This window comes from Halomonas sp. HAL1 (assembly GCF_030544485.1).
GTDB lineage: Bacteria > Pseudomonadota > Gammaproteobacteria > Pseudomonadales > Halomonadaceae > Vreelandella > Vreelandella arctica.
In genome coordinates this window covers 877,395-889,202 of sequence record NZ_CP130610.1, presented here as the reverse complement: position 1 = coordinate 889,202, position 11,808 = coordinate 877,395, and the positions used below count along the sequence as shown (strand labels likewise).

The 11,808-nt window shown below is 55.3% G+C and carries 11 protein-coding genes; 6 read left to right on the top strand and 5 right to left on the bottom strand.

Annotation, left to right across the window (positions count from 1 at the left end):
* Positions 1–37: 37 nt before the first annotated feature.
* The 5 genes from Q3Y66_RS04255 to Q3Y66_RS04235 form a co-directional block, all read right to left on the bottom strand.
* Entirely contained in the window at positions 38–793 is a 756-nt protein-coding gene (locus Q3Y66_RS04255) for a S9 family peptidase (protein WP_008957786.1), read from the bottom strand.
* 79 nt (positions 794–872) lie between these two features.
* The gene (locus Q3Y66_RS04250) at positions 873–2,600 is read right to left on the bottom strand and encodes a mechanosensitive ion channel family protein (RefSeq protein WP_008957787.1); all 1,728 of its coding nucleotides are present in this window, start codon (positions 2,598–2,600) and stop codon (positions 873–875) included.
* A gap of 204 nt (positions 2,601–2,804) precedes the next feature.
* Positions 2,805–3,338, bottom strand: a complete 534-nt coding sequence (locus tag Q3Y66_RS04245) for a GDYXXLXY domain-containing protein (RefSeq protein WP_008957788.1) — start codon at positions 3,336–3,338, stop codon at positions 2,805–2,807.
* Positions 3,322–4,422, bottom strand: coding sequence for a DUF4401 domain-containing protein (locus Q3Y66_RS04240; RefSeq protein ID WP_008957789.1), 1,101 nt, complete (start codon positions 4,420–4,422; stop codon positions 3,322–3,324). The genes Q3Y66_RS04245 and Q3Y66_RS04240 overlap by 17 nt, the downstream gene beginning before the upstream one ends.
* Positions 4,419–5,390: a DUF2157 domain-containing protein gene (locus Q3Y66_RS04235; RefSeq protein WP_008957790.1), complete on the bottom strand. Its 972-nt coding sequence runs from the start codon at positions 5,388–5,390 to the stop codon at positions 4,419–4,421. Before Q3Y66_RS04235 ends, Q3Y66_RS04240 begins: the two co-directional genes overlap by 4 nt.
* Positions 5,391–5,602: 212 nt before the next feature.
* Between Q3Y66_RS04235 and Q3Y66_RS04230 the strand changes: the two genes are divergently transcribed.
* The 6 genes from Q3Y66_RS04230 (at position 5,603) to Q3Y66_RS04205 (ending at position 11,746) form a co-directional block, all read left to right on the top strand.
* Positions 5,603–5,878: a hypothetical protein gene (locus Q3Y66_RS04230; protein ID WP_008957791.1), complete on the top strand. Its 276-nt coding sequence runs from the start codon at positions 5,603–5,605 to the stop codon at positions 5,876–5,878.
* Positions 5,879–5,923: 45 nt separating this feature from the next.
* Positions 5,924–6,625 carry a response regulator transcription factor gene (locus Q3Y66_RS04225; protein ID WP_008957792.1) on the top strand — a complete coding sequence of 234 codons (702 nt, stop codon included), beginning with the start codon at positions 5,924–5,926 and terminating at the stop codon, positions 6,623–6,625.
* Positions 6,626–6,642: 17 nt separating this feature from the next.
* Positions 6,643–8,175 carry an ATP-binding protein gene (locus Q3Y66_RS04220; protein WP_008957793.1) on the top strand — a complete coding sequence of 511 codons (1,533 nt, stop codon included), beginning with the start codon at positions 6,643–6,645 and terminating at the stop codon, positions 8,173–8,175.
* Between the two features lie 71 nt (positions 8,176–8,246).
* Complete coding sequence (gene msrP / locus Q3Y66_RS04215; protein ID WP_008957794.1) at positions 8,247–9,263, top strand: protein-methionine-sulfoxide reductase catalytic subunit MsrP; 1,017 nt, start codon at positions 8,247–8,249, stop codon at positions 9,261–9,263.
* The gene (gene msrQ, locus Q3Y66_RS04210) at positions 9,263–9,880 is read left to right on the top strand and encodes a protein-methionine-sulfoxide reductase heme-binding subunit MsrQ (protein ID WP_008957795.1); all 618 of its coding nucleotides are present in this window, start codon (positions 9,263–9,265) and stop codon (positions 9,878–9,880) included. Before msrP ends, msrQ begins: the two co-directional genes overlap by 1 nt.
* Positions 9,881–9,979: 99 nt before the next feature.
* Complete coding sequence (locus Q3Y66_RS04205; protein WP_008957796.1) at positions 9,980–11,746, top strand: S8/S53 family peptidase; 1,767 nt, start codon at positions 9,980–9,982, stop codon at positions 11,744–11,746.
* The last annotated feature ends 62 nt before the right edge of the window (positions 11,747–11,808 follow it).

The following is an 11,808-nucleotide window of genomic DNA, read 5'->3' as shown; positions in this document are numbered from 1 at the left end:
GATGGGCTTTTTGAATGGGAAAATAATGAACGGTGACTTACAGGTGTTTTGAAAAGAAACCCAGGAGCAACTCGTGATGCTTATTCTGCCCTGAGCTACTCGGTATATGATCTTCACCTTCGTAGTAGTGCACTTCTGGGGAACGGCCATGCTCGTGCAGGCGTTCTTCCAGGCGCTTGGTCATCTCCACCGACCACATTCGGTCTTTGGTGCCATGGGAAAGCAGCAGCGGCCCAGGGTAGCGTTCGATTTCGATCGGCGTGGTCGGCAGTAAGTCTTCGTGACTATTACGCCATGTCCAGGCGCGTTTACTGACATCCCAGGCTTGCCAGCCTGGATCCCCTCCATCGCGAAAATTACGTGCATCAAAGGCCCCGCACACAACATCTGGTGGGCTGTGGGCGGCGATAGCATCAGGTGCGCCTTCGATCTTATCTCTTGCCATTAGGGAGGCGAGCAATAACGCATGCTCGGCGCCGCGTGAGATGCCATACAGCCCTACCCGCTTATCAACGAACTGGAGTTCTCGTAGGGCTTTAAATGCCTCCACGCTGCGATCCAGTGGGTAATCGATAATATGCCCCGCGTTCCATGCATTACCGCCGCTTGAGTAACCATAAGGGAACGCCAAGAAGCCATGGGCTGCGAATAGCATCGCGTCACGATGGCTCCACCCCGCCCATGCGCCTTCAGAACCATGCAGCAACATGAGGGCTGGAAAAGGGCCATCGCCCGGTGGGCCATAAGTAACGCCCCAGCCGGGTATCAAACGCTGCACGATATCTAAAGGCATCTAAAAACAATCCCTGACTTCTTAGGCGGTCTATTTATCATCTGCGCGAAAGCCTCATCTGCCGCTGCACAAACACCCTTTATTCAGATGGTTTTACCTCAACACTATCCACTCCCCCCGAGCTTTTTCCTTGCGCCCCACGAGCAATATCGTTGTGACTAATCACCACAATTTCACGTGGCCACCACTCTGGATGGTTATCTCGGATATACGCCAATAGCTTCTCTCGCACATTCATTTCTGCCGTCCAGCCCGCTAGCGGGTCTGACGTCATAAGGTAACAGGTGACAGTTTGTGCCGTTCCTGTTTGAGCGGTCACGTAACACAGCAATTTATGGTGTTCGATAACACTATTTTCCTCTTTGGCTACTTCGAGGAATTTATCTCTTAACAACCCTATATCGGCACTGAGGTGGAGTGTCAGCTCTAGCGTCCGATACATCTTGGTGCTCTTCACCGACAAATTATCGAAAGGCTTAGACGTAAAATAGGTGACGGGCACAATCAAACGCCGCTCGTCCCATGACCTTAAGCGAATAAAGGTGTAAAAAATGCCTTCTACATAACACCACTGGCCTTCAAAAATCACCAGATCGCCAATACGAATAGGCTTGGCAAACGACAGCTGAAACGACGACAGGATATTACCCAGCACCGTTTGACCCGCGACACCCACCAGTACCGCTAACACACTGGCAGAGGCCAGAATAGAAAGGCCGAGGGATTCAAAGAGCTGAATCTGTCCCAGTATATAAATCGATACACCGGTCACGGTGATCAGAATAATAATACGGCGCAGCGCGTAGAGAGAGGTTAGCAGCCTGCGCTCGTCTCGAGGTTTCGTGTCATCAATTTCGCCCACTAATCGCCGCGTTAAACGCAGCATAATCGTATCTACCAAGCGCAACGCAATCGTGCCAGCTCCCCAGGCAAGAATACTGATTAACAGCACTCGAAAGGTCGTCGTGGCGACCGCCGAAAATGACACGACATAATCCAGCAGTACCTGGGTGACCAATGACATCACAATCAGCGCTGCGGGCATGCCAATCTGGCTGGCAAAAATGCTCGACACGCCCGAAGGCAGCCATTTCGACATCACCCCTATCAGATGATGAACGCCCCACCCCACCATGCCGACGAACAGCAAAAAGAGCGGAATGGCGATCCATTCCCAAATCCGCAAAAGGCCAAACGACGCCTGGAAGCGCTCTGGGATGTAGCCTTCCAGCATTGACGGACCGTACTGCTCATACAGCACCGGAATATATGACACGCTAATGGGCATGATCAGCCAGACGGGCTCTTGATCACCGACCCGATACCTACCTAGACGAATATCGTAAGTTTCTCCACTGGCCTGCATAGAGGAGACTTCGATATTGCGGCGCGCCTCACCGACACGCGGGTTTTGGCCCGAAGAGTCTTCAATAACAGCGTCTTCCCGCCCCGGCAGATCAGAAACAGTCAGCCATTCACCACGTTGGAAAATCTCGGCCAATTGCCGGGCCAGTTCACGCCCCTGCTCTGGCTGCTCTGCTTCCGAGAATTCGGCAAGATTGAGTATATGGGCAGCGGCTTCATACTCCTCTTGATCCGTCAGCTCCAGGAAACTCCTGATTGACTCACGGGGCGTCACCCGATTCGCTTCTTCGGGCGGCTCGCCGAGCCCCGAGTTCAAGGCGTCGACGGTAAACCATCGACTGCTCTCGCTCTCTCCTCCTTGAGTTTGCGCTGCGCATAGGCTGGAAAAAGTTAGTGCTACCACCAACAAACACCATGCGAACCACGAGCTTTTTACTTTCATAAATACCTTAGTGAAGTAGGTGGGCCACGTTGCCGACCGCCGACAGGCTAATGACTAGCCAGCCCAACCTGCATCACAGGGCCATCCTTGTCAGCGGGAGGACGAATTACAGCCTACCTTTCTGCATGGTGCAAGGCGTAGCATGGTCACCCGGCTACTAGAGCAAGCCATTAAGAACAAGCAAAAAGCCTTGCTGGCTAGTCATTACTTAGCTATTTCACCCAGTCGATCCAGCTCATCATCATGCAAAGCAACCAGCAATGGCTCGCCCTTGGTATTCACACGAAACTGGCCGTAATGAGCAGTCTCATAGTGTTCAGCATCGCCTTCCTGAAAAAAGAATGCATCGGTGGCCAAGCGCACCTGACCATTGCGCAGCCGATACTGTAGTTGCCGTTCGTCGTTACCCAGCGTGCCCTCGCCGTCTGCCAATCGCTGAAAATGGCCAATGCGCTGTTCGTCCAAGCGCACGATAGCGTAGCCATCATGCGCTTTTGGAGTGTCGCTGCCATGGTGGCTTTGCAGCGCGCGCTGAATATCGTTGCTAAGTGCAAAGTTGAGGGCCATGTAGTCGCCCTGCATTAACGAGCGCGGGTCGACTGGCGCCAGCTCCAGATAAACGACTTCGCCTTCTGCTAAGTGGCGCTCTTTCTGCCAGATTGACCCGTTCACCACTGTCAGGATCAGCAATGTAGTCGCAATGACAAGAGCCCGGTACCACTTAACGCTCAGCATCATGGTCTAAACTCCCATCGTCTGGCGTGGCAACCGGTGTGCTTAACCACTGGCGTAACGCCCAGCGCAATAACAGTAGCAGTCCTCCTATTACCAATAGCGTGAGTGACTTCAGCAACAGCGTGGACTCCAGCCAGTAGTAATAACTGCCAATCCCCAACAGTAGCGACAGCACACCAGCGCCCACCAGCACACGATGACCAATGGCAAAGCCTAATGACATCACCACCACGCCCTGCCCGACACTCGGCACATAAAATGACACGATGAGCAGTGCGGCCGCGCAAGGGTAGGCCGCCCAGCGCCCCCTGGATGAAGAAAAGCGCTGAAACAAGCTAAGAAAAACCAGCAGCAACGCCAGCGCTAACAATGCAACACTTAACCACGGCGTTAACCCCGCCCAAGCGCTATCCGTCATGTCATTTAGAAGCGGTAACGCTTGCCCGCTATGAGCCAGCCATTGAATGACCAACAGGCCCAACAGCAAGCCGTACCCCCACGCTTGCACATCCTTAAAACGCCCAGGCCACCGAAACTCATTCAGCCAAAGCAGCGTGATCGCGAGCAGCACAAGCCCGCTCGTCACCACCGCCATAGCACTTGTTGCCAAGGCCATATAGAGGGCCAAGCTAGCGACAAAGGCAGAAAAGCTACGATGCACTTGGCTTGGCATTATCAGCGCCAGCACGCACTGCAAGCCAAAGAGAGACCACCCCAGCAGCGCCCAAGGCGAGTAAAAGGAGGCTTCCCACCACTCCACCAATGCCCAGGCGACCAGCAGTTGCCCAGCCAAGCTAATGGCCAGCGCCAAGTGTTCCAGTACATCGCTGCGAGCCCGGCGAAACAGCCCATAAGCCGTACCAATCATCGCAAGACCCAAGCCCATTGACGCCCCGGGGCTCTCCACCACGAACACCACGCCCATGGCGATAAAGCCGAGCAGAAACAGCGCCGCCAACCAGCCTGAAAAGGCCTGCAATGCCCGCACGAACCAAGGCGTTTGCAGCTGCGCTGGGGAAGTGGGGTGGTTTAACGGAATACCCGCTTGACTGAGCCTAACGCTTAAATCATTAACGTTGTTCGTCACTCGGCAAGCTCCCGATGTAGTCGCTTCAGCCATATCACGGCCCCGGCGCCCATCGCCAGTACCGCTATGGTGATCAGCAGCAGACTGCCCTCCTGCCAATCACCTTCCCAGAGCAACAGCCTCGCAAGTAACAGCGTGGTCACCGTTAACGCCGAGATACAGCCGCCCGCGATCATAAACAGCTCAGGCCGCCAATAGCGGTAAATGCTATACAGCGCCGCCAGCCAGAGCGGATAAATCGCTAGCACTGGCGACCATACGAGTCCGACATCGGCGATCAACGTCACCACTAACAGCGTCATGGGCGCCCCACTGCCCACCGCGAGCAAGCGTGGTGCCCACTGACGTGGCCAGCCCCGGTAACAAGCACCCCACTCCCAGATGATTAATACCAGGGTGTTAACCCCAAACAGCCCCCAAAGTGCGGCATCGCTACTGGCCAAAACGCCAAACGGCCCGCCCCAGGTGCGGAAATAGAGCCCGATAGCCAGATTCATTAACCCCAGCCACAGCACCCACAGCAGCTCGTAACGCGCCACCCAGACCCAGGGCAGCGTCAGCACTGCCCAGGTAAAAAATAGCTGCCACGGGTCGGCACCGGTCTGGTACACCTGCCCGAACAGCGACAACAGCACGCCAACCAATAAAATGGCCGACGTTAGCGCCACACGCTGCACCATCGGGCTGGCCTTGGGCCAAATGGCGAGACCTACCGCCAGCGCCATCGCTGCCTGCACCATACCAAAGCGCAGCCAACGACCCATTTCGGCCCAGTTGTAGGCAATAAAAAACAGCACCGCGAAGGCCAGCGCCAGCCCGCCTAGCCACAGTAGCAATCGATCAACAAACCCGGCCCAGGCACGATTTGATGGGTACAGCCCAGAGGCTTGCAGCGCGCGTGTCACCTGTCCAGGTGGTATCACGCCCTGCTCTATCAGTGATGTCAGTTCACGGCGGGTAGATGCCATGGGGACTCCTTATTGAAACTAACTTGTTGTAACCAGCTTTGGAAATAGAGGAGTTGGTGTTGTTATCGCACTATGATTTGGCCGCCCGTGACACTTTTGTGAGATTTGCGCGATACACTCTTTAACACTGCGTGATTCTACTGTGATGGTGAGTATCGAAAATGATTTTAAGCCTGCCAGCATGGCAGACTTAAAACCCTGGGGAACTCACGATGAACAAGTTCACTACCTTCGCTGCCATCTGTCTACTCAGCCTGATAGCAACGACCAGCCATGCCGATGAGAAAATGTCTGACGAGGGCATGATGGAAGACAACATGCATGAGTCGATGGAAAATAGCGACATGAATTCGGACGATATGGCCGACTCAATGGGTGACGCCATGAGCGATTCCATGGGCGATTCCATAGACAGTGATATGCAAGATGACAGCATGTCCGAGGGCGATATGGAAATGGAAGAGGACATGGAAAGCGAAGGCATGTAAGCCTCGGCTACACACTTATCTAGGGCATTTAAATGCCAGGCGCCTATGACACGAAACGTACTGATTATCGAGGATAACCCGGGTATTGGTGAGCTCCTCCGTATACACGTCGCCGAACTCGGCATGAACCCCGTTCTTTATGAGCGGGGTGATACCGGGCTTGCACGTTTTCGTGAAGGGGGAATCGACCTGGTGGTTCTTGATCTGATGTTACCTGGCATCGATGGGCTGTCAGTTTGCCGCGAAATCCGCGCTGGCCCAGGCTACGTTCCGGTACTGATGCTCACGGCTAAAAGTACTGAATTGGATCGTGTACTGGGCCTGGAAATCGGGGCAGATGATTACCTCACCAAGCCCTTTAGCGTGGCCGAACTCTCTGCCAGGGTGAAGGCCTTATTCCGACGCGTGGATGCCATGGCATCCACGCCCGTCGCGGAAACCTGCAGTGAAGCGTTAATCACCGATGGACTACGTATTGATCCCGTTCGGCGGCGGGTGTTTATACACGAGCAAGCCGTCGAACTCACCGCGCGGGAGTTTGATCTGCTCTGGCACTTTGCCAACCATCCCGGGCGGGTATTTAGTCGTGTTCAACTACTCGACGCTGTGTGGGGCTACAGCCACGAAGGCTACGAGCACACCGTCAATACCCACATCAACCGGCTGCGCGGCAAGATCGAAACGGACCCCGCTCACCCGACATTTATCCAGACGGTTTGGGGGGTGGGGTATCGCTTCCGCGAATAAAACATGCTGAAAAAACCATGCTGAAAACACTCTACACCCGGCTCGCCCTCGGCCTGTTTTTGCTGTTGCTGGCCGTCGGCCTGCTGTACACCTTTATTAGCCTGTATTCGCTGCGTGAATACAGTGCGTCAGTCAATCAGGCACTGCATCAGGATCTGGCACAGAACTTAGTGTCTGACAGGAACCTAGTCCGCGACGGTGAACTTGACCGTAGCGCCATGGAAGAACTTTTCGCCCTCTACATGGCCATCAACCCCAGCATCGAAATCTACCTGCTGGATCTCGATGGCACTATCCTCTCCTATTCGGCAGACCCGGCGAAAATCAAACGCAATCAGGTCTCCCTGGCGCCCATCAGCAGGCTAATGGATGACATGAGCCTTTACCCGCTACTCGGCGATGACCCTCGCAGCCATGATCGGCAGAAAGTCTTTTCCGTTACCCCGGTGCCCTCCGCCAATAAGCCGGAAGGGTATCTTTATGTGGTGTTGCGGGGTGAGGAATACGATGCGGCGGAAACCATGGCCCGTGGCGGCAAAATACTCGCAATGAGCGCCTGGGCGTTGCTGGTTAGCCTGGTGGTAGCAATGGTTGCGGGACTGACTATTTTCCACCTACTAACCCGCCGATTGAGATCGTTGACGCGGCTGGTAGCAGAATTTGAAAACAGCAATATGAATCAGAACTCGCCCAGCGCTGGTTTAAACACGACAAGATGGCGCGACAAGCGGCCCGTGGTACGCGACGAAATCGATTACCTAGGGGCATCCTTCGACGATATGGCCAACCGGATTGCCTATCAGATTGAACAGTTGAAGGAAAAGGACGCCCAGCGTCGCCGCTTGGTTGCCCAGGTATCCCATGACCTGAGAACGCCGCTGGCTTCCATGCAAGGCTATATCGAAAGCCTCAAATTAAGACGCGACCGACTCAGCCCCCAGGAGCAGGATCGCTTTCTCGATATCGCCCTCAAAGAGGGTCGCAACTTAAGCCGTTTGGTGGATGAGCTCTTCGAGCTTGCTGCGCTTGAGGCGAGGGAAAAACAGCCGGTGCCGGAACCCTTCCCACTCGCAGAGCTGGTGCACGATGTGGTTCAGAAGCACGGTCAAGCCGCGCAGGAGAGTCAGTTAACGCTAAGCCTAAGCGGCGATCCGGCACTGCCCACTGCCTATGCCGACCTCGCCATGACCGAACGAGTGTTGGACAACCTGATCAGCAACGCCATTACCTACAGTCCCCCTGGCGGCCGTATTGACGTCGTGGTTGGTCAGACGGGCGGCAAACCGGAGGTTTACGTGCAAGACAGTGGCCCGGGCATTGCAGAACAGGATCTGCCGCATATTTTTGATCCCTTCTATCGAGGTGAAGCCTCGAGCGGCTCTGGCCATGCAGGGCTCGGGCTGGCAATTGCGCGCAGAATCATGACCCTTCAGGGAGGTGATATCCGTGTGGAAAACCGCGCCCCTGGGGGAGCGTCCTTCTGCATACGCTTGCCGGTATACACCCCCACTGAGCCGACGTTTAAAAAACGTAATAATTTGGAGAGTTAACTGTGATAAATCTTGTACAAACTGGTCACAGTAGTAACACACACCTTATCCATCGCTAGTGGAGACACCCCATGCTAATAAAGATTGCCAAACCGAGTGACTTACACGAATCCGATGTCACGCCGGAATCTATTTACCTCTCCCGCCGACGCTTCATGGGGGGTATGGCGGGCTTGGGTGCGGGGCTGGCCCTTTCCGGCCACGCTCAAGCTAATGCCGATTATTCGGATGTTCCTGATGGCAATGCGCCAGCGTGGTTGAAGGAAAAAATCAGCGAGACTCAGTGGGAAGCGATTACGCCCAGCGACCCCAAAAAAGACAAGATCGCCCCCTTTGATGATGCCAGCGGCTACAACAATTTTTTCGAATTCGGCACCGACAAGGGCGACCCTGCCCGCCATGCGGGCAGTCTGAAGACGGAACCTTGGAGCGTGGTGGTCGATGGCGAAGTTAACAACGGCGGTCGCTTTGCCCTAGAGGACTTCGCCAAACCGTCACAGTTTGAAGAGCGTATTTACCGCCTGCGTTGCGTGGAGGCGTGGTCGATGGTAATTCCCTGGCTGGGTATTCCACTGGCCGAAATCATCAAACGCGCCGACCCTACCAGCAAAGCCAAATACGTACGCTTTGAAACCCTCGTCGATCCTGAGCAAATGCGCGGGCAGCGCTCCTCGTTTTCGATCATTGATTGGCCCTACGTGGAAGGCTTACGCCTGGATGAAGCCATGAACCCGCTAACGCTACTGGCCATGGGCATGTACGGCCGGGAACTGCCCAACCAAAACGGCGCCCCTCTGCGGCTGGTCGTGCCGTGGAAATACGGCTTCAAGAGCATCAAGTCGATTGTGCGGATATCGCTGGTAGAAGAGCAGCCGGTGAATTCCTGGCAGAAGATCGCCGCTGATGAGTACGGCTTTTACGCCAACGTTAACCCCGAGGTTGACCATCCTCGCTGGAGCCAAGCCACCGAGCGTCGTTTGCCCAACAGCCTCTTCAACCCCAACACCATCGATACCCTAATGTTTAATGGTTATGCCGACGAAGTCGCCGAGCTCTATGCGGGTATGAACTTGAAGGAAAATTACTAATGGCCAGCCCACGTATATGGTTAGCATGGCGCGTGGGCGTGTTTCTGGCCGCGCTAGCACCGCTGCTGTTCTGGAGTTGGCAGGTAGCGACTAACGCTGCCGGCCCCGAGCCTGGACGCTACCTACTGCTGAATATCGGTATCGGCGGGCTGTGGATGTTGCTGCTCACCCTTAGCCTTACCCCACTTACCAAGCTTACCCGCTGGAAAGGCTTTGCGCTGATCCGGCGCCAGCTCGGTCTCTGGACACTCGCCTACGCCACCCTGCATATGCTCAGCTACGCGCTGTTTATTCTGGGGCTTAACTGGACGCTGCTAGGCAGCGAAATCGTCAAACTCCCCTACATTATTGTCGGCATGATCGCGCTGATCGGCCTTGCCGTACTGGGCGCTACGTCCAACCGCTGGGCGATGAAGCGCTTAGGCAAACGCTGGAAACCGCTACACAAGTTTTCCTACGCCATTTTGGGTCTGGTACTGCTGCACTTCTTCTGGGTAGTACGCGCCGATATGCAGGAGTGGGCGATGTATGCCGCTATTGCGGCGCTGGTGATGGTCACCCGCCTTCCCTCTGTCGCTCGTACGCTACCTAAAATTCGTTACCGGTTTAGCCGCTAAAACGTAAACGTTACTCGCTAGCACAGAATGGATTCATGTTCCGTTCAGTTAATGCGTTTATGCTGCGTGCAATTAATCGTATCGTTTGGAGTAGTGATAATGGCAGTAACGTATTTAAGCACCTTCCGGCGGTTGTCGGCATTGGTGCTAATGGTAATAACGACTGCCGCGTCGGCTGAACAACCTTTACGCGTCGAACAACTTCAGCGCTGCGGCGATCTACTCCAGTTGGATGTTCAAGCGTTTTGCCTCCAGATCAGCGGTCTCGATGACGCCGGCTTTCAAGTGTCGCTGAACGGCACACCACTCCCAGCAGAAGCACTCGAACGCGATGGCGACCGGCTACGTATAAGCATCAATAGCGCTGAGTCGCAAAGCGGCCCGTTGTGGCTTGAACAGCATGAACAGACCAGCAACCCAGTCTGGGTCAGCCTTAAGGGCAGCAATGTGGTAGCGGCCACCGATCAAGAAGTGGCCAAGAACATGGATGGCATCACCACCTATGTGGACCTGATCAGCCTGATTATTGAAGAGAGTCACAACGGTGCTGCAGAGGCTCAGCGCCTGGCAGAAAAGTATGACGCCGAAGTAGTCGGCATGATTCCGCCACTCAACACCTACCAGCTGCGCTTGCCCGCCAATAACCTGGATGAGCGCGACGCACTGGTGCTCAGGCTGGGTAACGAAGTCAGTGTGGATGCCGTGGTGACCGAAGAGTCGGGGGCAGAGGAAAGCATCGAGAGCGAGACAAGCAGGCCGCCCGATGCGGATGATCAGGAGTGGGCGTCTAACCGCTTTCTGGATGCCGTGAATTATTACCAACGACGCCTGCACACGGGCGGTGATATCGAGACACAGCCAATCCGTATTGGCGTTATCGAGCGAGAGGTCGATTTCGACACACCCGATTTTGCGGATTACCTGGGTGAATGTCGCGCCGACTCACAAAGGACCTGCGTTTATGCCCGCGATGCCGCCAAGCCCGACGGGCATGGCACAACGGTCGCCGGTGTGTTTGCGGCGGCCTGGAATGAAGGTGGCAACAGTGGCTTTCTACGTGGGCTCGACGATGTCGGCCCAGGCTTCGATGTGATTGTGGATCGCAATTCAGATGCGGGCATCACCGCCAATGTTGCCGCCTCAGTAAACCTGGTCGAAGACGGTGTGCGCGTGCTCAACTGGAGCTGGGGCATCCACCGTGTCGGAGCAATCGACATTAACGGGAAGGAAGTCGATTCGCTGGTGCGTTCGGGTATCGCAATGAGCGGTTACGAGGAACTGCTTGAAGAGTTCTTCCTATGGCTACGCGAGGAGCACCCCGATGTAGTGGTCGTCAATTCAGCGGGCAACGCGTCCTCCTTTTCGGGAAGTGACGAGTATCGTCTGCCCTCCTCTTTTGTGACCGACCAGCTGTTCGTGGTGGGTGGCCATCAGCGCAGCGATGAAGATGTACAGATCGCTGATCCCCGCTACGTGGTGAAACGTAACGCCTCGAATATCGATATGCGCGTGGACATTATGGCCGCCGCCTGCGTTCGAGGGTCAACCGCGGTAGAAGATGAACAAGGCGAGGCCCACTGCGGCACTTCCTATGCGACGCCACTGGTGGCGGGCCTGTTGGCGGCTATGATGTCGATTGACCCCGAGCTTACGCCCGCGCAACTACGTATGCTGCTGCGGCGTAGCGCCATGACCATCGGTGAAGAGTACGATTTCGAGCCGACGGACGCAGATGACCTGACCGCCCCTATATTGCCCTCCGAACGAGCCAATGAACTGAATCATCCGGATATCGGTCTTTCCGCCCGCTTGGATATGTACAAGGCGCTGGATCTGACCGTGCAAAGCCTGAGCCGGGATCGCTAAGTTCACCACAAGCAGACGAAAACGCCCACCTAACGAGGTGGGCGCTTCCTGAACACGGGCTT

Bases quoted from the DNA above. Each gene is read 5' to 3' on its own strand.
- Q3Y66_RS04255 (WP_008957786.1), bottom strand. From the start codon at position 793: ATGCCTTTAGATATCGTGCAGCGTTTGATACCCGGCTGGGGCGTTACT.
- Q3Y66_RS04245 (WP_008957788.1), bottom strand. From the start codon at position 3,338: ATGATGCTGAGCGTTAAGTGGTACCGGGCTCTTGTCATTGCGACTACA.
- Q3Y66_RS04235 (WP_008957790.1), bottom strand. From the start codon at position 5,390: ATGGCATCTACCCGCCGTGAACTGACATCACTGATAGAGCAGGGCGTG.
- Q3Y66_RS04225 (WP_008957792.1), top strand. From the start codon at position 5,924: ATGACACGAAACGTACTGATTATCGAGGATAACCCGGGTATTGGTGAG.
- msrQ (WP_008957795.1), top strand. From the start codon at position 9,263: ATGGCCAGCCCACGTATATGGTTAGCATGGCGCGTGGGCGTGTTTCTG.
- msrP (WP_008957794.1), top strand. From the start codon at position 8,247: ATGCTAATAAAGATTGCCAAACCGAGTGACTTACACGAATCCGATGTC.
- Q3Y66_RS04230 (WP_008957791.1), top strand. From the start codon at position 5,603: ATGAACAAGTTCACTACCTTCGCTGCCATCTGTCTACTCAGCCTGATA.
- Q3Y66_RS04250 (WP_008957787.1), bottom strand. From the start codon at position 2,600: ATGAAAGTAAAAAGCTCGTGGTTCGCATGGTGTTTGTTGGTGGTAGCA.
- Q3Y66_RS04220 (WP_008957793.1), top strand. From the start codon at position 6,643: ATGCTGAAAACACTCTACACCCGGCTCGCCCTCGGCCTGTTTTTGCTG.
- Q3Y66_RS04205 (WP_008957796.1), top strand. From the start codon at position 9,980: ATGGCAGTAACGTATTTAAGCACCTTCCGGCGGTTGTCGGCATTGGTG.